Origin of the sequence: Delftia sp. DLF01 (genome assembly GCF_014852125.1) — a bacterium.
Classification (GTDB): Bacteria; Pseudomonadota; Gammaproteobacteria; order Burkholderiales; family Burkholderiaceae_C; genus Comamonas; species Comamonas acidovorans.
In genome coordinates this window covers 918,738-941,169 of the sequence record NZ_JACVAZ010000003.1, presented here as the reverse complement: position 1 = coordinate 941,169, position 22,432 = coordinate 918,738, and the positions used below count along the sequence as shown (strand labels likewise).

Here is a 22,432-nt window from a genome sequence, read left to right as displayed (position 1 = left end):
CTTCAATGGCTCGCATTGCAAGTTGGAAAACCAGGCATGGCCCGAGGGCGCGCCAGGGCCGGGCACGCGCGTGGCCGGCCCTGGCGCTGTGGACGTGCGCACTGGCACTGGCCAGTACGCCGACGCATGCCCAGGGGCGCGCGGACACCGTGCTGTCCCAGATGCCGCTGTTCGTGAACCAGGCGTTGGCGCCCTTGAACATGCTGGTGATGGGGCGTGACCACAAGCTGTACTACGAGGCCTACAACGATGCCTCCGACCTCAACGGCGACGGTGTGATCGATGTCGGGTACAAGCCGGACCAGATCGACTACTACGGCTACTTCAACAACAACGTCTGCTACAGCTATTCCAAGGGTGTTTTCGTGCCCTCGCAGGCAGCGACCGGAAGCAACAGGAAAAAGTGCTCGAACAACTGGAGTGGCGACTTCCTGAACTATCTGGGCACATCGCGCATGGACGCCATACGCCGCGTGCTCTATGGCGGCATGCGTGCGGAGGACACGGCTTCGCGCACCGTTTTGCAGACCGCCTACATTCCCAGGGATGCGCACAGCTGGGGAAAGGCCTATGACCCTGCGCGGGATCTCGGGGTCTACAGCATTTCGGACTATGCGCCGCTGCGCCCGCCGGCGGCCGGCACGCGCCATCTGTTTGCCGTCACCACGCTGGGGGAGGCCGCTGGCGTCATCACCCAGTTGCGCGTGCTCAATGACTCCTCGTTCCAGATCTGGGATTGGGTGTCCCAGGAGGGCTTTGCAGGGCAGAGCAACTGTGCAGGCGGCAATTCGTGCGCGCGAGGCACCAGCAGGATCACCGACTACAACCTGCTTGTGGAGGCCTGCTCCAGCAGCAATGTCCAGTTGCTCGAGGCCAGCTGCAAGGCCTATCCCAACGGCGGCAAGACCATCTACAAGCCCACGGGGCTGCTGCACGACTTCGGAGAGAACGGGAAGATGTACTTCGGCCTGCTCACAGGCTCGTACGAGAAAAACATCGCCGGCGGCGTGCTGCGCCGCAATATCAGCAATTTTGCAGAGGAAGTCGACCCTCAGACGGGCCAGTTCAGGACGGGTGTCAATGGCGTGGTCGCCAACATAGACCGCCAGCGCCTGATCGGCTACACCGGCGGCAAATACGTGGAATGCGGCTGGATCACGTCCGGCCCCATCAGTTCGCTGGACAAGCCTTCGAAGTGCGCCATGTGGGGCAATCCCATCAGCGAAATGATGTTCGAGACCATGCGCTATTTCGGCGGCGCGTCCCAGGCCCTCGGCATCTATGACTACGCCGGCGGCTCCTCCAAGGACGCGTCCCTGGGCCTGTCCAAGCCCGCCTGGGAAACGCCCTACAGGGCCAAGGCCGAAGGCGGGGGCGGCTACCAGTACTGCTCCCGTCCCGTCATGACGGTGCTCAGCGACATCAATCCCTCCTACGACGGCAAGCTGCCCGGCAGCCGCTACGCGAGCGTCGGCGCCAGCGCCCTCAATGGCTTCAATGTCTCTGACGAGGTGGCGGCCATCGGCTCCGCCGAGCGCATAGACGGGAAGAACTTCTTCATCGGCCAGTCAACGTCGGCCAATGCCGACCAGGCTCCTTCGGTCAAGACCATTGCAGACCTGTCCTGGGCGCGCGGCCTGTCTCCCGAGGAGCCCAGCAAGGAAGGCACCTACTATGCCGCCGGTGTGGCCCGTTTCGGCGCCAGGAATGCCATCTTCGGCAACAGCCAGGGCAAGAATGCGTTGAGGACCTACTCCGTGGCCATTGCGTCACCGCTGCCGGAAATACGCTTTCCGATCGGCGGCAAACGCTTTGTGACCATTGCTCCGTTTGCCAAGACCGTCTCCGGCAGTGCCGGCGGCAGCACCGTGAACAATGCGGTCTTCACGCCGACCAACCAGATCGTCGACTACTACGTGGTCAACATTGCCAACACGGGCAAGGCGGACATCGATGCCTCGGTCAATGGCGGGCGGCCCTATGCGGAGTTCCGCATCAACTACGAGGACGTGGAGCAGGGCGCCGACCATGACATGGACGCCATCGCGCGCTACACGATCGCGCTGCAGGCCGATGGCAAGGTGAAGATCGACATGGTGTCCGAATACGCCGCTGGCGGCCTGGGACAGCACATGGGCTATGTGATCTCGGGCACCACCAAGGACGGCATGTACCTGGAGGTGCGTGACAAGGACACGGCCTCGGCCTACTACGCCTACAACACGCCACCCAATCGCGATCCGGGCTACTGCCGGGGCAGCATCTCGGCCCAGCAGCGCACGGAATGCACGAACCTGGGACTCACGGCCACCCGCAGCTTCACTCCCGGCAATGCGACCGACGCGGGCAGCTTCCTGAAGGGACCGCTGTGGTATGCCGCCAAGTACGGTGTGCCGGACCGCGACCCCTCCAAGATCACGGGAGATCCGGACAACTATTTTCTGGTGACCAATGCCGGCACGCTCAAGGACCAATTGACCAAGGCGTTCAACGACATCCTGCAGAGCATCAGTTCCGTGACGGCGGTCAGCGTGGACATGCCCACTGCGACACTGGGCGAAGGCGCCGACCTGTACCGGACCACGTTCGAGGTCCAGTACTGGAGCGGCGACGTCATCCGCGAGAAGCTCACCACCAGCGACAGAACGCTGGTCTGGAGCGCGGCGGAACTCCTGTCGGAGCGGTCCGCCGATGACCGCAAGATCTACTATCCCAGCAGGACCGGCAGTGCCGTGTCGCTGAGCCCTTTCACGTACTCCAGTCTCAGCGGGCAGCGCTCCGATGCGTCCTGGCTGGCCGTGCTCAACACGGACCCGGCCACGAACTCCGCCGATGGCCAGGCAAAAAAGCGCATCGAGTTCCTGCGCGGCGAGGTGCGCGATGACTTGCGCGTGCGCAAGCCCCTGGACAGCGGAAAGCCCAATGTGCTGGGCGATATCGTCAATTCCTCGCTGGTGCGGGTCAAGGGCGGCCTGTACCGCGCCTCCGCTGCGGACAAGCTGGAGGGCAGCACCACCTATGCCGCCTTTGCCGCGAAACAGGCTGCCAAGGAGATGCTGTATGTGGGCGCCAACGACGGCATGCTTCACGCCTTCGATGCGGCATCGGGCAAGGAGGAGTTCGCCTTCATTCCATCGGGCGTGAAGGATTCGCTCAATGTCCTGGCGTCCCGGTATGGCGCGGGCGGCGCTCCGCACCGCTATTTCGTGGACGGGACGCCCGTGGTCTCGGATGTCTACTTCGGCAACGCCTGGCACAGGGTGCTGGTCGGCAGCCTGGGCGCGGGCGGGCGGCAGGTCTTCGCGCTGGACGTCACGGACCCCACCTCCCCCCGGTTGCTGTGGGAGTTCGGGGTTGAACAGGACGAACGCATGGGCTACTCGATGCCCGCGCCTGTCGTTGCGCGGCTCAACGACGCCGGCCGGTCCAAGGGCAGGTGGGTGGTGTTCCTGTCCAATGGCTACCAGGCGTCGAACAGCGCCTCCGGCGAGTCCAGCCTGTTTGTGCTGGATGTCTCCAGTGGCGAGGTCATCCGGCGCTTTGATTTTGCGGCAGGCATGACGGCCGCAGAGCTGAACGCGCTGCCTGCGCCGAAGAATGGCCTGTCGCGTGCCGCCGTGGTGGACAACAACGGCGATGGCAAGGTGGACCTGGCCTATGCCGGTGATCTTGCGGGCAATGTATGGCGCGTGGACCTGGCCAGTGGTACCAGCGGCTCATGGAATGCGCAGTTGTTCTTTGTGGCACGCGAGTCCGAACGCAGCGGCGGCAAGCGGCTGTCCATCACCACCGCACCCTACGTGGTGCGGCACTCCAGCGGCAAGGGCGATGTGGTGGCTTTCGGTACGGGCCGCTTCATGACGGATGACGACAAGCTGGACATGCGCCGGCAATCGGTGTTCGGCGTCTGGGATCGCTACGGCACACCCGCCACGACTGCGCCGCAGCCGCTGCCTACCGCCGGCAAGGGACGCGGGGATCTGCAGGCCCAGCAGTTCACCCAGGTGAGCGGCTTTCCGGGCAAGTTCGCCCTGTCGGCCAACCCGGTCACCTGGTACAAGGACGCCACCAGCACCGCCGACTCCAATGTGCACAGCTGGGGCTGGTACGTCGATCTGCCGCGCGATGGAGAAAGACTGGTCTACGACATGAGCCTGTACGGGCGGGGTCTGGTGTTCACCTCCATCCGGCCACCGCTGGGCGACCCCTGCTCCGCGGGTCTGGCCAGCACGATCTACGCCATCGATCCCGACACCGGGGGCAAGACCGACTATGTCGCCTTCGATGTGAACGGCGACGGCATCTTCAACGCCTCCGACAACCTGGCAGGCCAGCAGGTCAACGGCCGCGAGGTGGGGCCGGGCAAGCCCACCATCAGCGGCGCGAAGATCTTCGACTCCAGCGGAAAGCAAAGCGGGGCGGGAGACCCAGTCAAGACCGGGGGCGACGATATCAACAGCGGAGTGGACCGGGGGCGACAGAGCTGGCGCCGCCAGCCAGCGAACCCGTGACCGCTATGCCATCCACTACACACAGGGGCCTGCCGGCCCCGGCCGTCTGGCTGGCCCTGCGGGCCCCCAAGGAGAAATGCGTGCGCAGCAAGCTACATGGATTCACGCTGATCGAGCTGATGATCACGGTGGCGGTGGTCGCCATTCTTTCGGCGATCGCCTACCCCTCCTACCAGGAATACGTGCTGCGATCGCGGCGCGTGGAGGCGCAAAGCCTGCTGGGCGAGGCCGCCGCCCGGCAGGAGCGCTGGCGGGCGCAGAACGGCGGCTACACAAGCTCCGTCGCCAACCTCAGGCTGCCCTGGGGGGACAAGTCCGAGAACGGCCACTACACCCTGACGATGGCCACGGCCGCCAATGACGGCGGCTACACGCTCAAGGCCACGCGCACCGGCCGCCAGGCATCGGACAGGCGCTGCGGCGACTACACCCTGAACGCCCTGGGCGTGAAGGGCATCTCGCCCTTGGGAACGGTGGGAGACTGCTGGCGCTGAGCGCCACCGGGGCCGGGGTCTCAGTCCTGCGCCTCATCCACAAATTCCACCATGGCCGCCGACACCTCGAACTGCTGCTGCACAAAGCCCAGCATGCGGTAGTAGGTGCTGTCGGTTCGGCCGTAGGCAAGCGCCCCCAGCCGGATGGCGGCCGCCGCCATGTTCCAGTGTTGGGCGAAGGCCTCGCGCTCCATGGGCCCCGCTGCGCGCAGGCGCCTGATGTGTTCCAGCGCCAGTTCCACGGCCAGCTCCACATCGGCATCGGTGCCGTCGTCGTCGTAGTTGGCGTTGTCGTGTTCGCCTGCCACGCGCACCAGGAATTCCAGGGATCGCTGCATGAAGGCCAGCGCGGTCCGCATGGTGCAGTGAGTCCTGCGATGCCTGCGGCAAGCCTTGGCTTTTCCCGCTTGGCGAGTGGTGAGGGAAGGGGGTGGACGGGAAGCGGGTGAAGATGCGGTCATCGCTTGGCTCCTACTGGATTCAAGGAAGCCACCCGCACCGCTTCGACACGAGACGGGTGGACGGGATGTTCGAAGCACGTCAGTAGCCGTGCGGGCGTCCTCACGGAGAGCCCCATCCCGCCCAAAACCGTTGGAAGGGGCGTGCACAGGCACGTCCGCCTCAGGAATTCGGGCATGACAGAACCCCGCTTGACGTTGGGGGTCGCAAACGCTACTGGTAAGGTGCTTCGACACACCGGGCCTTTCGGCTTGGCGACAAGTGTAATGACTTCTGCCCCTGACCTGGGCAAGCGGCCTCGTACCCGTGCCGTGTTACCGCAGTCAGGTGCGTTGCGAATCCAGCTGCTCACCGTTCCTGGCCACTTCCTGCGCCTTGGAGTAGCTTTCGATCAGCAATTGGTACGGCGGAAAGATGGCGCTGTAGGCCTGCGCCCACTGCAACGCGTCCTCACGGTTCCAGGTCTTTTGCACCTCCGAGCACACCGCCGCCGTGTCCATCGGCACGACACCAGCCTGCACGATGCGCGCCAGCGTGATCTCCTGCGCCATTTTCGAGTAGGTCCCCGAGGCGTCGATCACCGCGAAGACCTGGTAGCCCTCGTGCACTGCGGCGATGCTGGGGAAGGCCATGCAAACGCTGGTGATCGTCCCCGCGATGATGAGCTGCCTGCGCCCAGTGGCCTTGACGGCAGCGACGAACTCCGGGTTGTCCCAGGCGTTGATCTCGCCCTTTCGCGCAACGTACCGGGCATGCGGGGCGTACTGGTGGATCTCGGGGATCAAGGGGCCGTTCGGACCCTGCGGCACCGATGCGGTGGTGATGACCGGGATCTTCGCCAGTGTCGCTACCTTGGCGAGTGTGGTGGCATTGGCACGCACCTCGGTGAAGGGCATGTCCTTGATGGTCTGGAACAGGCCGCTTTGATGGTCGATCAGCAGCATTGCCACATTGTCGGGATCGATGACCGGGCGGGCGCCGTTGAAGTTGGCGATGGTTTGGGGTGTGCTCACAGTCTTCTCCTCAATTGCCCTGGGTGAGCATGGTGTGGCTCGTGATCAGGTTGCGGTAGTCGGGGATGTGGTTGGAAAACAGAGTGCCCAGCCCCTGCACGTCGTTGCGCCAGTCGCGGTGCAGTTCGCAGGCAGCGCCGAACCAGCTCATCAGTTGCACGCCGGCCTGCGACATGCGATTCCACGCCGCATCGCGTGTGATGGGGTTGAAGGTGCCGGAGGCGTCAGTGATCACGAAGACGTCGAAGCCTTCCTCGATGGCCGACAGTGCGGGAAAGGCCACGCACACCTCGGTCACCACGCCGGCGATGATCAGTTGCTTCTTGCCCGTGGCCTTCACGGCCTTGACGAAGTCCTCGTTATCCCAGGCGTTGATGTTGCCGGGCCGGGCGATGTAGGGCGCCTGGGGAAACTGGCTCTTGAGCTCCGGCACCAGCGGTCCGTTGGGACCGTTCTCGAAGCTGGTCGTCAGGATGGTGGGCAGCTTGAGATAGCTGGCGATGTCGGCCAGCGCCAGCACGTTGTTCTTGAACTTGTCCGGGTCGATGTCGCGTACAAGGGATAGCAGGCCGGTCTGGTGGTCTACCAGCAGCACGGCGGCGTTGTCCTTGTCCAGGCGGACGTAGGGCTTGGTCATGGTGAATCTCCTTGGGTCGCCCAGACAAAGGTCTTGGCTGACGGATAGAGAATAGGATTTGAACGATGAACGCGATAGTCGTTAATATTTGCCATCAGAGTCCTATCTGAGGAACGATGAAGGCGGTGTGCAATGAAAGACCTGAACGACCTCTACTACTACGTGCAGGTGGTGGACCACGGCGGCTTTGCGCCCGCGGGCCGCGCGCTGGGGATGCCCAAATCCAAGCTGAGCCGGCGCATCGCGCAGCTTGAGGAGCGTCTCGGCACGCGCCTGATCCAGCGCTCCACGCGGCGATTTGCCGTCACCGAGACCGGCCAGACCTACTACGGCCACTGCAAGGCGATGCTGGTGGAGGCCGACGCCGCCGACGAGGCCATCGCGCTGACCCACGCCGAGCCGCGCGGCATCGTGCGCATGACCTGCCCGGTGGCGCTGCTCGATGCGCGCATCGCCGACATGCTGGCGGCCTTCATGGCCGCGTATCCGCGCGTGGAGATCCACCTCGAGGAAACCAACCGCCGCGTGGACGTGGTGGGCGAAGGAATCGACGTTGCCATCCGCGTGCGCCCGCCGCCGCTGGAAGACAGCGACCTGGTGATGCGCATGCTCGCCGAGCGCGGGCAATGCCTGGTGGCCTGCCCGCGGCTGTTGACAGGCGGCATCCCCCAGGTGCCCGCCGACCTGGCAGGCCTGCCGAGCATGGACCTGGGCCTGCCGCAGCACGAGCATGTGTGGCACCTGATCGGCCCGGACGGCACGCAGGCGGCCATCCGCCACCGGCCGCGCCTGGTCACGCGCGGCATGCTGGCGCTGCGCGCGGCGGCCTTGGCGGGGGTGGGCGTGGTGCAACTGCCCTCGATGATGGTGCGCGAGCAGATCGCGCGCGGTGAACTGGTCCACGTCATCCCGGGCTGGGCGCCACGGCGCGAGATCATCCATGCGGTGTTCGCCTCACGGCGCGGGCTGCTGCCGGCCGTGCGGGCGCTGCTGGATTTCCTGGCAGAGCGGTTTGAGGCGCTGGACGAAGACTGAGCTGCCGGGAAGCCGACTGGCTACCACCCGGAGCTCCATCTTCATCGCTGACAGATGAACGATCCGGCCGGGTACCTTGATGCCTTCCTCCTCCGGAAGCTGCTTTTCCAGAGCGACCAGATTTTCAATCAATCGGGACCGTGCGATCACGCGGCCGTCGTGTTACATGTGCGCCGAGCGGACGCCAGGAGACAGCTCTTGTGCGACATCGATCCTGCCCGTAGAGCACGGCAATGTCCCGGTGCTTGCCGTTAGTCAGGCACGTAGTCAGGCACGTCGAACCCACTCCGGATGGCATCACGTCACGCGTGTATGGCGCCACCGGGGCGCCGTTGGACGACATCGAAAGCTGGATGTACCTGAAGCCCGAGACCAGTACGGGCCCTTGGACTTCTTTGGACGTATTGGGATTTCTTGGGATGCCAGGATGGCCTGCCCGGAGGGACTCGAACCCCCGACCTATTGCTTAGAAGGCAATTGCTCTATCCGGTTGAGCTACGGGCAGGTATGGCCGCTGACGGGCCAGCGCGGATCATACCCGCAATGGGCGGGCGCTCAGGGCTTGGCGGCGTGCCCTGGCGCCCTTGCCGTCATTCGGCGTCGTCTTCTTCCTCGAAAACCACCGAAGGAGGCGCCATCACGCGCGCCATGTCGGTCATCGTGGGTACCAGGCCGCGTGCAAGGTAGCTGTAGGGCGTGTCGGGCTCCAGCGCCGCAGCGGCAAGATTGGCCATGGGCTGGTTCATCGTCAGGTAGTAGCTGCCCACTGGCGCTTCGACGGCGCCGCGCGTGAGCGCATAGGCGCCACTGGCGGGCGTGGCCGAGCGGGCTTCGTTGTACGAGTCGGCCAGCAGCTGGCCGGGCTCGGCCACCTTGAGCACCTGCAGGCCCAACAGGCGCAGCCTGTCCACGGCGGGCTGGGCGCTGGCGGACAGCCAGTAGCCGCAGGAGCGCGGGCGCGACAGCGTGGTGCGCGGCTGCAGTGAAGCGTTCCAGTCCACGCGCACCTGCTGGTCGGCGCCCGTGTCGGGCTGGATCATGGTGAGGGTGCGCTGCTCGGGCGTCTGCTCGGCCAGTACGGCCAGTTGCTGGTGGCAGGCAAGGGAGGCGGTCTCGCGGGCCACGAAGGCCTGCACCTGGGTGAGGTCCTTGGCGCGCTCGGCACTGGAATGCAGCATGCGTGTGGACGCGGTGACCAGGGTGTGCACGCGCCGCTGGATGTGGGCGCGGCCCAGGTCCGAGCCGCGGCTGCTGACCAGGTAGCCCACCGAGTTCTTGAGCCCGCTGACGTTGCGCAGCGAATCGGGCGCGAGGCTGCCCATGGAGATGGACTTGTCCTGCAGATCCTGGCTGGTGGTGTAGTACCAGTCGCTGCTCAGCCCGGCCTGCGACAGCGCGGTGCGCAGCGGCGCCGTGTACCACTCGCGCGCAGCCTTGGTCACGAATTCATTCTGGTTGGCCGTGGCCGAGTACTGCAGCAGGGCGTCGTAGCGCTGTATGGCCTGGTACTTCTGCAGGAAGATGCTGGCGGCGGGGAACTCCTGCAGGTCCACCACGGCGACGGGGCGGTAGTCGCGTGCCAGGGTGGCCAGGGCCTTGGCCTCGGGCGTGTTCAGGAGCAGGTGGTCATGGGCGATGTCGGTGCCATCGGCTGCGTTGCGCGTGCCGGCTTCCACGGCGTCGGGGTTGGCGCGCGGCACGAGGATCACGTTGATCTGCTGCAGCAGCGGCTCCAGCAGGCCGCCGGGAGCGAGCTCGCGGGCGATGATGAGCAAGGCCTCCGTACCCGCAGGTTCGTCGCCGTGCTGGCCGGCCACGAGCATGACCGTGGGGCGGCGGCTGTCATAGAGCGCCGACGGCTGAATGCCGGGTGCGCGCGTGGCCACCAGGGCCTGGATGGGGCTGCCGCGCTGCGAGCTGCCGGGCTGCACGATACCCAGGCGCGTGTCGCGGCCCAGGGATTTGCTGGCCTGGCTGTTCAGCCAGGAAGACAGTTCGCTGGCCGTGGTGAACTGGTTGCGCTGCGGCGCCAGGCCCGGTGTGTCGTAGCGGGTGGCTGGATCGGGAAAGCGCGCAGCCACGGCCGCGTTGTAGGGCAGGGGGACCAGGTTGTTGGCCGGCGCGATGGGCTGCGTGGTCGCCTGGGGCACCACCGGGGTGGCCGGGGCCGGCCGGGTGGGGGCGGGCGCCTGGGGCTTGGAGGTGGTGGGCCATGGCGGCAGCGGGGTGCTGGCGCAGGCGGAAAGCAGGGCTGCGCACGCCAGGGCCGACCACCGCAACCTGTCCTGTGGCAGCTCCGAATCGGGGCGCTGGCTGGAGGGGGTGGCGTGTGGGGTCTGCAGTGTCATGGCGTGGCCTTGAGGAACCAGTCGGGGGAGTCTTTGAAATCCGGGAAAAGGGCGCGGCCTTCAATCGCCGCAGGCCGCAATGCTATCGGGATGATAGCCATGCAGGCTTGCGGCGCGCTGTCGGCTGAATGCGCAATCTGCGCCATGTGAAAAGGGCTGCAGCCCCGGAGAGATGCAGCCCATTTTTGCTGGCGGATTCCTCGGCTTGCCGCAGGGCATGCCAAGGAGCCGTGGTGCAGGTCAGCGACCGTAGCCGCCGCGCGAGGGGCCGCCACGGCCACCGCCGCCGAAGCCGCCACCACCGCCGCCGCCACCATTGCCGCCGCGGTTGAAGCCGCCACGGCGGCCGCGTTCGGCCATGGTGTCCACGCTGGTGCGCATCGGATCGGGCTGGCCGCCACCTGCGCTGCCACGGGGGCCGCTGCTGCGTGCATGGCCCAGCTGCGTGCCCAGGTGGGCATCAGCGCGCGGGGGTTGGTCATCGAAGCGACGGACACCGCCGCCGCCTTCGCCGTCAGGGCGCGGGCCGCGCCTGGGGGCGTTCTGGGGGGCTGCCTTGGGACGGTGGGCGGCGCCGGAGCCATTGCCCGGACCATCGAAGCGATCGCGGCGCGGCTTGTTGTTGGCGCTTGCACCGGCGTGGTTGCGGCCACGGCCCTGGCCGCCGGCGTTGCCTTCGGAGCGGCCTTCGTCCGAGCCGGCCTTGGGAGCCTGGCCACGGCCACCTGCGCGGCCGCCACGGTCGGGCTGGGTGGCCTTGGTGGTGCGGATGCGGTCCATCATTTCCTGGCGCGCAGCCTTGGCGGCGGCCTGCATGACGTCACGGCTGGGCGGCTTGCCTGCACCGCCCCAGATGGTCTGGCGGCCCATGGCGATGGGTTCGGCCACTTCGTCCTCTTCGGGGCCGAAGCCTTCGAGCACCTGCACAGGGATTTCCTGCTTGGTGAAGCGCTCGATGTCCATCATGAAGCCTTCTTCGTCCATGCAGACCAGGCTGACGGCGTGGCCTTCGCGACCGGCACGGCCCGTGCGGCCGATGCGGTGCACGTAGTCCTCGGACACGTTGGGGATCTCGTAGTTCACGACGTGCGGCAGCTCGTCGATATCGATGCCGCGTGCAGCGATGTCGGTGGCGACCAGGGCGCGCAGCTCGCCGGTCTTGAAGCCGGCCAGGGCCTGGGTGCGGGCGCTCTGGCTCTTGTTGCCGTGCAGCGCCATGGCGCTGATGTTGTTCTTGGTCAGGAATTCGGCAACGTTGTTGGCGCCGAACTTGGTGCGCGTGAACACCAGAACCTGGCTCCAGTTGTTCTCGTTGATGATGTGCAGCAGCACCTGCTTTTTCTTGCCGCGGCCCACGGGGTGGATCACCTGGGTGATGCGCTGCACGGTGGTGTTGCTGGGCGTGACCTGGATGGACTGCGGGTTGCGCAGCAGGCCGTTGGCCAGGTCGCGGATCTCGTCGCTGAAGGTGGCCGAGAACAGCAGGCTTTGCTTGTCCTTGGGCACCAGGGCCAGCACCTTCTTGACGTCATGGATGAAGCCCATGTCCAGCATGCGGTCGGCCTCGTCGAGCACCAGGACTTCGACGGTGGACAGGTCCATGAAGCCTTGTTGCTGCAGATCCAGCAGGCGGCCCGGCGTGGCGACCAGGATGTCCACGCCCTTCTTGATGCGGTCGATCTGGGGCTTCATGCCCACGCCGCCGAAGATGACGGTGGAGTTGATGTCCAGGTACTTGGCGTAGCTGCGCACCGATTCCTCGACCTGTGCGGCGAGTTCACGCGTGGGCGTCAGCACCAGGGCGCGGATGCCCTTGCCGCCGAACTTGTTGCGCGGCACCTGGCCTTGCGAGAGGCGGTGCAGCATGGGCAGGGTGAAGGCAGCGGTCTTGCCGGTGCCGGTCTGGGCACCTGCCAGCAGGTCGTGGCCGGCGAGCACCGCAGGGATGGCCTGTGCCTGGATGGGAGTCGGGTTCTCGTAACCCTCCTCAAGCACGGCCTTCAGAATGGCGGGAGCCAGATTCAGTTCTTCAAATGTCATGTGATCAAAGATGCGCCCGTCCGGGGCGCTGGGTATCTGCCTGTCGAGGCAACCAGGGCGGTTGCCGGACCAGTCGTAGGCGGATGTAGTTCAATGTCGGGAGCCTGGAAAACAGCGTCCATCGTCCCCAGCTGGAATGCTGATGTCACGGGCAACTGGAACCCGTGACGCAGGGTATTGTCGCATGCGCGGATAATCACGGCTGGCGTGCAACCGATTTGTTGCCCGGTTTTTGCAGAAATCAACGATTCAAGTACTCGGACCAGAATGGCTCAATACGTTTTCTCGATGAACCACCTCACCAAGACCGTGCCGCCCAAGCGGCAGATCTTGAAGGACATCTCTCTCAGCTTTTTCCCGGGCGCCAAGATCGGCGTGCTGGGTCTGAACGGCTCGGGCAAGTCCTCGCTGCTCAAGATCATGGCTGGGGTGGACAAGGAATTCGAAGGCGAGGCGCTGCCCATGCAGGGCCTGTCCATCGGCTACCTGCCGCAGGAGCCGCAGCTCAATGCGGAGCACACCGTGCGCCAGGCCGTGGAAGAGGCCATGGCCGAAGTCAACGCGGCCCGTTCGCGCCTTGATGAAATCTACGCCGCCTATGCCGAGCCCGATGCCGACTTCGACGCGCTGGCCGCCGAGCAAGGCGAGCTCGAAGCCAAGATCGCCGCTGCCGGCACCGACTCCGAGCACCAGCTGGAGATCGCTGCCGACGCCCTGCGCCTGCCGGCCTGGGATGCCGTGATCGGCAAGCTGTCCGGTGGCGAAAAGCGCCGCGTGGCCCTGTGCAAGCTGCTGCTGTCCAAGCCCGACATGCTGCTGCTTGACGAACCCACCAACCACTTGGACGCCGAGTCCGTGGAATGGCTGGAGCAATTCCTGCACCGCTTCACCGGCACCGTGGTGGCCATCACCCACGATCGCTACTTCCTGGACAACGCTGCCGAGTGGATTCTGGAACTGGACCGTGGCCACGGCATTCCCTACAAGGGCAACTATTCCGAATGGCTGTTCCAGAAGCAAAGCCGCCTGGAGTCCGAGCAAAAGGGCGAGGAAGCCCGCGCCAAGGCCCTGAAGAAGGAACTGGAGTGGGTTCGCCAGAACGCCAAGGGCCGCCAGACCAAGTCGAAGGCCCGTATCGCGCGCTTCGAGGAACTGAGCGATTTCGAATACCAAAAGCGCAACGAAACCCAGGAAATCTTCATTCCTGTGGCCGAGCGCCTGGGCACCCAGGTCATCGAGTTCAACAACGTCACCAAGAGCTTTGGCGACCGCGTGCTCATCGACAACCTGACCATGAACATCCCCGCTGGCGCCATCGTCGGCATCATCGGCCCCAACGGTGCCGGCAAGTCCACGCTGTTCAAGCTGATCGCGGGGCGCGAGCAGGCCGACTCCGGCGAAGTCATCGTGGGCCAGACGGTCAAGATGGCCTATGTGGAGCAGACGCGTGACGCGCTGGCCAACGACAAGACGGTGTGGGAAGACATCTCGGGCGGGCTGGACATCATCAACGTCGGCAAGTTCCAGATGGCGTCGCGCGCCTACGCAGGCCGCTTCAACTTCAACGGCCAGGACCAGCAAAAGAAGGTGGGCAACCTCTCCGGCGGCGAGCGCGGCCGCCTTCACCTGGCCAAGACGCTGATCCAGGGCGGCAACGTGCTGCTGCTGGACGAGCCCTCCAACGACCTGGACGTGGAAACCCTGCGCGCGCTGGAAGATGCGCTGCTGGAGTACGCGGGCACGGTGCTGGTGATCTCCCACGATCGCTGGTTCCTCGACCGTATCGCCACGCACATCCTGGCCGCCGAAGGCGATTCGCAATGGGTGTACTTCGACGGCAACTACCAGGAGTACGAAGCCGACAAGAAGAAGCGCCTGGGCGAAGAGGGCGCCAAGCCCAAGCGCATGCGCTACAAGGCACTGAAGTAAGCATCAAAGGCAAGCCTCAAAGCGCCTCCGGCACGGGCTGGAGCCTGTATTCTTCGGGCCATGAATCCTCCACCCGTTTCTGTTGCCGCGTTGCAAGCCTGCCTGGTGCAGGCCGTGCGTGGCTCGGAGGCGCTGATCCTGCGGCTGCTGCAGCGCACGGCGCATGCCATGGAGCAGGCCGACCAGCCGGGCTCCGGCCTGCCGCGCCGCGCTGAAATCCCCGAGGCGCTGGAGCTGCTGGCCCGCCACCGGGCGCCCATGCTCAAGGGCTATGGGCGGGCGCTGCTGGAATGCTTTGGTCAATCCGGCGGCGCTGCGGCCTGGCCCCCTGTTCCTGGCATGCCCGGTGCGTGCGGTATGCCCGGCACCACCGATTTCGCCTCCCTCTCCCTCCTGGACGATTCCGTGCTGCAGTCCCAGCTGGCCCACCAGCGTCTGCTGCAGCACGTGGCGCCGCAGGTGGAGATCGCGCTGGCCGAGCTCGATGCCCTGGTCAGCGCCGTCCAGGGCCTGGACCGTGTCCAGCCCGAACGCAATCCGCTGCGGCCCCACAGCTATGTGCAGGCGCTGCAGCGCGTGATCGACGACACCGGGGTGGACCCCGGCTCCGCCGCCTGCTGGCTGGGCTTCATGCGCGAGCACCTGGGTGCGCTGCTGGTGTCCGAATACGGCCATATCGCCCAATCCCTGCGTGACAAGGGGGTGCAGCCTGCGGCCTATGGCCTGGCGCCGGTACAGGCCCCTTCGCCCGAGGCGGGACGCCGCCATTCCGACCTGCCGGGGCAAAGCCGCTGGCGGGCACCTTCCCACTATGGCGATGCCGTGGCCCAGAGCCGCGCCTATGGCTCCTTTGGCCAGCAGGCCCAGGAAGATGAGCTGACGCGGCGCCTGGTGGCGGCCCTGCTGTCCGATCCACGCTGGATGGATTCGCACCGCGAGGCGCCCGCTGCGGCGCCTTCTTCCATGTTGGCGCTGGCCCACACATCCGCCTATTCCGTGCCCGGGCAGTTTGCGCCGGCCATGGACGGCGCAAGCCGCCTGCAGACCACCGCCTGGCAGGGCAGCGAGACGGCACCCACCGTGCTGGCGGCGCTGCCCGAAGGCTGGACTTCGCTGAGCTGCATGGCGCTGGAGTCCGTGCAGCACCACTCGGCCCAGCTGGAGCAACTGATGCAGGCGCTGCAGCCGCCCGAGCAGCAGGAGCCCGCACCCGGCGTGCGTGCCGACGACGGCGCCGCGCTGCACACCCTGCAGCGCATGATGCGTTTCATGGCGGCCGACACGCGCCTGCTGCCTTCCGTGCAGCGCACCGTGGGCCGTCTGGAGCCGCTGCTGCAGCAGCTGGTGGTCCAGGACGCGCGATTTTTTGAAGACCGCAGCCACCCCGCGCGCCAACTGCTGGATGAGCTGACGGCACGCAGCCTGTGGTTCGACAGTGAATCCGCGCCGGGCTACGGACAATTCCTGCAGGTGGCCGATTCCGCCGCCATGCGGCTGGCGGCCCTGCAGCGTGCCGATGCGTCGGCCTTTGCCACGGTTCTGCAGCAACTGCGCGACGGTTGGGGCGGCAGCGGCATGCAGCCCGTGGGCCCTGGCGAAGTGCCGGAAGGCGGCACGGTGACCGGGCCTGTCTCGGCTGCGCTCAGGCATGTGGAAAGGCGGGGCGTGGACCCGCGCTGGCCCGAAACCGCCATGCCCAGGGCCGAGCAGATTGCAGCCGCCATCCGGCGCCTGCCCAGCGCCCAGGGCGTGCCCGATGACATTCTGGAATTCGCAACGGGACCCTGGGCCGAAGTGATCGCCAGCGTTCAGGAACCCGTGGACGGCAGCGAGGCCCGGGATCCCGGCGGCTATCTGGCCCTGGTGCCCAGCCTGCTGTGGAGCGTGTCGGCACATGCGGGCCGTGATACCGACCGCCTGGTGGCGCTGGCACCCCGGCTGCAGGCCCGGCTGCGCGCCGGCCTGCGCAGCGTAGGGCGTACGGAAGAGGAAATCCAGGCCTTTGCCGCGCGCCTGGCCGGCCTGCACCAGGATGCGCTGGATGCTGGTGTGGTCCGCCAGCCCATAGAGAGCGTGGACATTTATCTGGACTCCGTACCGCCGACCATCTACGGGTCGGACTCGGTGCTGGCGTCCCTGTCTTCCTCCAATGGTGCGGCAACGCTTGGCCAGACAACGCCAGGCTCCCTGGCGGGCCGTCTGCCGCAGTCGTTGTTTGGCGTGGCGGCCTCCCTGCCGGTGCCGCTCGATGTGCGGCAGCCGATGGGGGACGATATCGGCGCGCTGACCGAGCAGGATCTGGAACTGCCCGAGGCGCTGCAGGATGAGCTGCCGGCCACCCCGGCCACCCCGGCTGCACAAGAGCCGCAGGCCTTTGCGGGGCTTACGGGGCTTGCTGGGCTTGCCGCGCAGGCTGCGTTGGCCGGTGGCGAAGCCGCCCCGATGCCTGCCGAGCCCGCGCTGCCCCTGGAGCCACCGCCGCCGGTGGTTCCCGTGGTGTCCGAAGACTGGGCGCTGGGCACCTGGGTGGAACTGTCCAACGCCCGGCAGTGCATCCGCACCCAGCTGACCTGGGTCAGCCCGCAGCAGACGCTGTTCCTGTTCACGGCCACCGATGGCAGCACCCAGTCCATGACGCGCCGCATGCGCGACAAGCTGTTGGCGCAAGGGCAGCTGCGGCGCGTGGACTGAGGCGCCTGCCGCACATGCGCCGGCGCCGATGGGGACGAATCGTGCCCAATTCGGGCCTTGCGGAGGTTGAGGCCTGAGGCCTGTCAAAAAGACAATGTCCTGCATCGGTGCGCTCCGGATCAGGGGGCGCATCACCGAATAGACCCCACCAGCAGGAGGCAGGAACCATGGCGCGTTTGAGGATAGGCATCGTCGGAGCAGGCATTGGCGGACTGGCGGCAGCCAATGCGCTGCACCAGGCAGGGCATGAAGTATTGGTGTTCGAGCAAAGCCGGCAGTTTCTGCGCGTGGGCGCGGACATCAACCTCACGCCCAATGCCGTGCGCGCCCTCGATGGCCTGGGCGCCGACATTGCCGCCGCCGTGCGCGCCAGCGCCGCACGGCCCACGCACCGCATCAGCCGCAACTGGGACACGGGCGAGGAAACCTCGCGCCTGACCATGGGTGACGAGGCCGAGCGCAAGTACGGCGCCCCGCAGTTGACCATCCACCGCGCCGATCTGCTGGCCGCGCTGGCCGATGCCTTTCCGCTGGACCAGGTGCAGTTGGGCAAGCGTGCCAGCCAGATCACGCAGACGGGGCAAGGCGTGGACATCGCCTTCACCGATGGCAGCGAAGTGGCCGGGTTGGACGCACTCATTGGCGCGGACGGCATCCACTCCGTGGTGCGCGCGGCCCTGTTCGGTGCCGAGAGCCCGCGCTTCACGGGTGTGGTGGCCTTCCGCGCGGTGGTGCCCACCGAGCGCGTGCGCCATGTGCCCGACATCCAGGCCTTCACCAAATGGTGGGGCGCCACGCCGCAAAGCCAGATCGTGACCTTTCCGCTGAACCAGGGGCGCGACACCTTCATCTTCGCCACCACGGCCCAGGATTCCTGGCACGAGGAATCGTGGACCACGCCCGGCAGCGTCGAGGAGTTGCGCGGCTTCTACGCCGATTTCCATCCCGATGCCCGGGCGCTGCTCGACGCCTGCGATGGCGTGCTAAAGACCGCGCTGTACGAGCGCGATCCCCTGCCGGCCTGGTCGCAGGACCGCATCACGCTGCTGGGCGATGCCTGCCACCCGATGATGCCCTTCATGGCCCAGGGCGCAGGCATGGCCATCGAAGACGCCGTGGTGCTGGCCCGCAACCTGGATGCCGCACCGGGTCCGCAGCAGGTGCCCGAGGTCCTGGCGCGCTACCAGGCCATGCGCATGCAGCGCACCAGCGAGATCCAGATCGGCTCGCGCGGCAACAACTGGCTGCGCGCCGGTGGCAATGCCGATGGCGTCTACGGCTACGACGCCTGGGTGGTAGCGTTGCAGGCCTGAGCCCGGTCAGGGCCGGCAGGCGGCCAGTTCCCTGGCGCAGGGCAGCTCCAGCCCTTCGGCCGTGGTCAGCGACTGCGCGGCCAGCACGGCGCGCGCCGTGGCCAGGGCCACGGCCTCGGCGGCCATGGCGGACAGGGTCAGCATGCCCAGCGAGTGCTCGGCCAGGCCCGTGCCCAGGGCGAACAATGTGTCGCCATCGCTCATGGTGTGCACGGGGCGTATGGCGCGTGCCAGGCCGTCATGGGATACCACGGCCAGGCGCTGGGCCTGGACCTTGGTGATGCGTGCATCGGTGGCAATCACGCCGATGGTGGTGTTGGTGCCTGCCAGCAGCGGCCGGGGCTCTTCGCCGCGCAGCAGGGCACGGCAGGTGTCGTGCAGCTGGCGGCCATCGGGGCTGCGCGCGCCGGCCAGCAGGGCGCCGCTGTGGGGGTCGACCACATCGCCCACGGCATTGCAGGCGATCAGCGCGCCCACGGTGACGCCGCGCACGGTCAGCGAGGCCGTGCCGATGCCGCCCTTCATGGCGCGATCCATGCCGAAGACCTTGCCCACGCAGGCGCCCATGCCGGCGCCCACATTGCCCTCGGCAGGCCGCGCGGCGCTGGCGGCCTGGCAGGCCGCATGGCCGGCATCGGCACCCGGGCGGATGCGGCTGTCGCCCACCGCCAGGTCGAACAGCACGGCGGCCGGCACGATGGGCACGCGGCCCACGCCCACATCCAGCCCTATGCCCTGCTCATCGAGCCAGCGCATGGCGCCGCTGGCCGCGTCCAGCCCCCATGCGCTGCCGCCCGAGAGCATGACGGCATGCACCTGCTGCACCAGGTTGGAGGGGTGCAGCAGGTCGGTCTCGCGCGTGCCGGGGGCGGCGCCACGCACATCGCAGCCCCCCACGGCACCGCCGCGCGCCAGCACGACGGTGCAGCCCGTGGGGCGGCGGGCATCGGTGTGGTGGCCTACCTCGATGCCCTGTACGCGGGTGATGGAGCCGGGGTCTGAGTCGGTGCTTGGCATGCGCTGCTCTGCTCGGTGATGGACAGGCCTTCACCTTAGCCGAAACGGCAGCCCTGCACCCGCTCTTCAGCGCAGCACTTCCAGCTGCGTGACCACGAAGGCGCCCTGGTCCTGCTCGGCGCGAAAGCGCACCTTGTCGCCGGCCTTGAGGGCGGGCTCGGGTGCAGCCACGCGCAGCTGGAAGACCATGGTCATGGGCGGCATGCCCAGGTTCTTGAGTTCGCCGTGGCGCAGCGTGACCTTGCTGGTGCGAGCATCCCAGCGCGTGACCTCGCCTTCGCTGAGGTCCTGGCTGGCGGCGGCAGGTGCGGTTTCGGCAGATTGCGCGCCATGCGCCGCATGGTCGTGGGCCGTGGCCTGGGCACCGGCCCAGGCCGGGATCAGCGCGGCGGCAAGGGCCAGGCGCACGGCAAGGGCGGTACTGGACGTACGGGACGTACGGGAAAAAAGGAGGGCTGTTTTGTGCATGGTGTGCTCCGGGGTTCAGCGGTAGCTGGTGAAGGTGCGGGTGGAAACGTCGCTGTTCATGAGGTTCTTGGTGATCAGCAGCACCTCGTAGGGGTCCTTGCGGCCGCCGTACTCGGGGCCGTCCATGCCGGGGCTGCCCACGGGCATGCCGGGCACGGCAATGCCCAGCGCCTTGGGCTTTTGCTTGAGCAGCTTGTGCACGTCGGCCGCAGGCACATGGCCTTCGAGCGCATAGCCTTCGACCAGGGCCGTGTGGCAGGAGCCCAGGCGCGCCGGAATGCCCAGCCTGGCGCGCACGGCGCTGTTGCCGGTGTCGTGCACGGTGACGGCAAAGCCGTTTTGCTCCATGTGCACCACCCAGTCCTGGCAGCAGCCGCAGTTGGGGTCCTTCCAGACCTCGACGGGGATGCGGGTGCTGGGTGCTTCTTTGGGCACCGTGGGTGCAGCCGCCCACAGCGAAGGGGCGGCGAATGCCGTGCAGGCCAGGGCCATGCGGCGCAGCGCACTGCGGCGCGGGTGGGCGGATGCCATGCGTTCATGTTTCATGAGGTGCTCCTGAAAGGGGGGGAAGAAGGGGCGCGCTCATTGCGTCACCGTGATGGTTCCGCGCATGCCGGCCTGGTAGTGGCCGGGGATGAGGCAGGCAAAGTCGAAGCTGCCTTCGCGGTTGAAATTCCAGACCAGGTCGCCGGATTTGCCGGGCGAGACATGGGCCATGTAGGGCTCGCCGTGCTCCATGGTGGGGAACTTGAGCATCATCTGCGCGTGCTCGTCCAGCGAGGCCGGCGTGCCCAGCACGATCTCGTGCATGACCTGGCCCTTGTTGGCCACGCGCAGGCGCACCGTCTCGCCGCGCTTGACGCTGATGCGCTCTGGCGTGAAGCGCATGTTGTCGCTCATGTCCAGGGTGATGGTGCGCCGGGCGGCCGAGGCATCGCCGGCAATGCCCCAGGGCTTTTGCTCCTTGACCGCGGCGGCCTTGGGAGCCTCATCGTGGGCTTCGCTGCCATGGGCGAAGACGGCAGCGGGGCCGGCGAGCAGTGCGGTGGCGAGGAGGAGGGCAAAGGTGTTCATGAGGTGCTCCTTGGATGGCATCAGTGGTGCTCATGGCCCGCACCGGGCTTGCGCACGCTGGGTGCGCCGGGGGACTGGCCGGGCGTGGTCTGGCGCGGTGCGGAGGCCTCGGCCGCCGGCCCCTTCCATTCATAGGCCACGCTGCCCTTGGGGTGGGTGAACCAGCCCGGGTCACCGTAGTCGTTGGCGCCCAGCTGCTCGCGCACCTTGAGGGTGGTGAACATGCCGCCCATCTCGATGGGGCCGAAGGGGCCCGTGCCGGTCATCATCGGGAAGGTGTTGTCGGGCAGGGGCATTTCCATGGAGGCCATGTCGCCCATGCCGCGCTCGCCCATGACCATGTAGTCGGGCACGATCTTCTGGATCTTGCCGACCAGGCCCCGGTGGTCCACGCCGATCATGGTCGGCGTGTCATGACCCATGGCGCCCATGGTGTGGTGGCTCTTGTGGCAGTGCAGGGCCCAGTCGCCCAGCTCGTCGGCGATGAACTCCACCTGGCGCATCTGGCCCACGGCCACGTCGGTGGTCACCTCGGGCCAGCGCGCGGACCGGGGCACGGGGCCGCCGTCGGTGCCCGTGACCTCGAATTCGTGGCCGTGCAGGTGGATGGGGTGGTTGGTCATGGTCAGGTTGCCCACGCGCAGGCGCACGCGGTCGCCGCGCCTGGCGACGACGGGGCTGATGGCGGGGAACACCCGGCTGTTGAAGGTCCAGATGTTGAAGTCCGTCATCTCGGCCACGCGCGGCGTCATGGAGCCGGGCTCCACGTCGTAGGCCGACAGCAGGAAGGCGTAGTCGCGCTGGACCTCGGCGATCTGCGGGTGGGCCGCCTTCGGATGCGTTATCCACAGCCCCATCATGCCCATGGCCATCTGCACCATCTCGTCGGCATGCGGGTGGTACATGAAGGTGCCGGGACGGCGCGCCGTGAACTCGTAGACGAAGGTCTTGCCGGGCGGGATGTGCGGCTGGGTCACGCCGCCCACGCCGTCCATGCCGTTGGGCAGGCGCTGGCCGTGCCAGTGCACAGTGGTGTGCTCGGGCAGGCGGTTGGTCACGAAGATGCGCACCTTGTCGCCTTCCACGACCTCGATGGTGGGGCCGGGGCTCTGGCCGTTGTAGCCCCACATGTTGACGAAGAAGCCCGGAGCCACCTCGCGCACCACGGGCTCGGCCACCAGGTGGAATTCCTTGACGCCTGCGTTCATGCGCCAGGGCGTGGTCCAGCCGTTGAGCGTGACCACGGGGCGGTAGGGGCGGCCGTTGGGCGGTGCCAGCGGGGCGGCGGTTTCGGCCGAGGACTGGGTCGCTGCCTCGGGCAGGGCGGCCAGGGCCACGCGGCTGACGGCGGCGCTGGAGACGGCGGCCACGGCCGCGCCGGTGAAGAAGTTGCGGCGGTTCAT

17 protein-coding genes and 1 tRNA gene are annotated in these 22,432 nt (G+C 67.0%); 6 read left to right on the top strand and 12 right to left on the bottom strand.

Annotated features, from left to right (window positions below; translation table 11 throughout):
- The first annotated feature begins 5 nt into the window (after positions 1-5).
- On the top strand, positions 6-4,511 hold the full coding sequence (locus IB269_RS19445; protein WP_192368021.1) for a pilus assembly protein: 4,506 nt from the start codon (positions 6-8) through the stop codon (positions 4,509-4,511).
- 80 nt (positions 4,512-4,591) lie between these two features.
- Positions 4,592-5,005: a type IV pilin protein gene (locus tag IB269_RS19440; protein ID WP_185070527.1), complete on the top strand. Its 414-nt coding sequence runs from the start codon at positions 4,592-4,594 to the stop codon at positions 5,003-5,005.
- A 20-nt stretch (positions 5,006-5,025) separates the two neighbouring features.
- Here the strand turns inward: IB269_RS19440 and IB269_RS19435 are convergent, their stop codons facing one another.
- The 3 genes from IB269_RS19435 to ycaC form a co-directional block, all read right to left on the bottom strand.
- Entirely contained in the window at positions 5,026-5,364 is a 339-nt protein-coding gene (locus IB269_RS19435; RefSeq protein WP_052195740.1) for a hypothetical protein, read from the bottom strand.
- Positions 5,365-5,787: 423 nt separating this feature from the next.
- Positions 5,788-6,477 carry a hydrolase gene (locus IB269_RS19430; RefSeq protein ID WP_141833730.1) on the bottom strand — a complete coding sequence of 230 codons (690 nt, stop codon included), beginning with the start codon at positions 6,475-6,477 and terminating at the stop codon, positions 5,788-5,790.
- A 10-nt stretch (positions 6,478-6,487) separates the two neighbouring features.
- Positions 6,488-7,114, bottom strand: a complete 627-nt coding sequence (gene ycaC, locus IB269_RS19425) for an isochorismate family cysteine hydrolase YcaC (protein WP_192368020.1) — start codon at positions 7,112-7,114, stop codon at positions 6,488-6,490.
- A gap of 132 nt (positions 7,115-7,246) precedes the next feature.
- Between ycaC and IB269_RS19420 the strand changes: the two genes are divergently transcribed.
- Positions 7,247-8,149 (top strand): LysR family transcriptional regulator, encoded by a 903-nt coding sequence (locus tag IB269_RS19420; protein WP_012204737.1) that lies wholly within the window; start codon positions 7,247-7,249, stop codon positions 8,147-8,149.
- Positions 8,150-8,577: 428 nt separating this feature from the next.
- Here IB269_RS19420 and IB269_RS19415 read toward each other — a convergent pair.
- From IB269_RS19415 to IB269_RS19400, 4 genes are all read right to left on the bottom strand, one after another.
- Positions 8,578-8,654 (bottom strand) — tRNA-Arg (locus IB269_RS19415).
- A gap of 85 nt (positions 8,655-8,739) precedes the next feature.
- Positions 8,740-10,497, bottom strand: a complete 1,758-nt coding sequence (locus tag IB269_RS19410; RefSeq protein ID WP_013803103.1) for a M14 family metallocarboxypeptidase — start codon at positions 10,495-10,497, stop codon at positions 8,740-8,742.
- Positions 10,494-10,643 carry a hypothetical protein gene (locus tag IB269_RS19405; RefSeq protein ID WP_156517002.1) on the bottom strand — a complete coding sequence of 50 codons (150 nt, stop codon included), beginning with the start codon at positions 10,641-10,643 and terminating at the stop codon, positions 10,494-10,496. The genes IB269_RS19410 and IB269_RS19405 overlap by 4 nt, the downstream gene beginning before the upstream one ends.
- 94 nt (positions 10,644-10,737) lie before the next feature.
- Entirely contained in the window at positions 10,738-12,537 is a 1,800-nt protein-coding gene (locus tag IB269_RS19400; protein ID WP_063326567.1) for a DEAD/DEAH box helicase, read from the bottom strand.
- A 267-nt stretch (positions 12,538-12,804) separates the two neighbouring features.
- Between IB269_RS19400 and ettA the strand changes: the two genes are divergently transcribed.
- The 3 genes from ettA (at position 12,805) to IB269_RS19385 (ending at position 18,470) form a co-directional block, all read left to right on the top strand.
- A complete protein-coding gene (ettA, locus tag IB269_RS19395) occupies positions 12,805-14,466 on the top strand; it encodes an energy-dependent translational throttle protein EttA (RefSeq protein WP_013803101.1) in 1,662 nt (553 codons plus the stop codon).
- A 60-nt stretch (positions 14,467-14,526) separates the two neighbouring features.
- Positions 14,527-17,157 (top strand): DUF1631 family protein, encoded by a 2,631-nt coding sequence (locus IB269_RS19390; RefSeq protein ID WP_192368019.1) that lies wholly within the window; start codon positions 14,527-14,529, stop codon positions 17,155-17,157.
- A 167-nt stretch (positions 17,158-17,324) separates the two neighbouring features.
- Entirely contained in the window at positions 17,325-18,470 is a 1,146-nt protein-coding gene (locus IB269_RS19385) for an FAD-dependent monooxygenase (protein WP_192368018.1), read from the top strand.
- A gap of 6 nt (positions 18,471-18,476) precedes the next feature.
- Here IB269_RS19385 and IB269_RS19380 read toward each other — a convergent pair whose 3' ends face one another.
- The 5 genes from IB269_RS19380 to IB269_RS19360 form a co-directional block, all read right to left on the bottom strand.
- Positions 18,477-19,487: a P1 family peptidase gene (locus IB269_RS19380; RefSeq protein WP_192368017.1), complete on the bottom strand. Its 1,011-nt coding sequence runs from the start codon at positions 19,485-19,487 to the stop codon at positions 18,477-18,479.
- Positions 19,488-19,553: 66 nt separating this feature from the next.
- Positions 19,554-19,955 (bottom strand): copper-binding protein, encoded by a 402-nt coding sequence (locus tag IB269_RS19375; RefSeq protein ID WP_192368016.1) that lies wholly within the window; start codon positions 19,953-19,955, stop codon positions 19,554-19,556.
- Positions 19,956-19,970: 15 nt separating this feature from the next.
- Positions 19,971-20,501 carry a DUF411 domain-containing protein gene (locus IB269_RS19370; RefSeq protein WP_043824841.1) on the bottom strand — a complete coding sequence of 177 codons (531 nt, stop codon included), beginning with the start codon at positions 20,499-20,501 and terminating at the stop codon, positions 19,971-19,973.
- Positions 20,502-20,537: 36 nt separating this feature from the next.
- Positions 20,538-21,029, bottom strand: coding sequence for a plastocyanin/azurin family copper-binding protein (locus IB269_RS19365; RefSeq protein ID WP_071957098.1), 492 nt, complete (start codon positions 21,027-21,029; stop codon positions 20,538-20,540).
- A 20-nt stretch (positions 21,030-21,049) separates the two neighbouring features.
- The gene (locus IB269_RS19360) at positions 21,050-22,432 is read right to left on the bottom strand and encodes a multicopper oxidase family protein (protein WP_088165228.1); all 1,383 of its coding nucleotides are present in this window, start codon (positions 22,430-22,432) and stop codon (positions 21,050-21,052) included.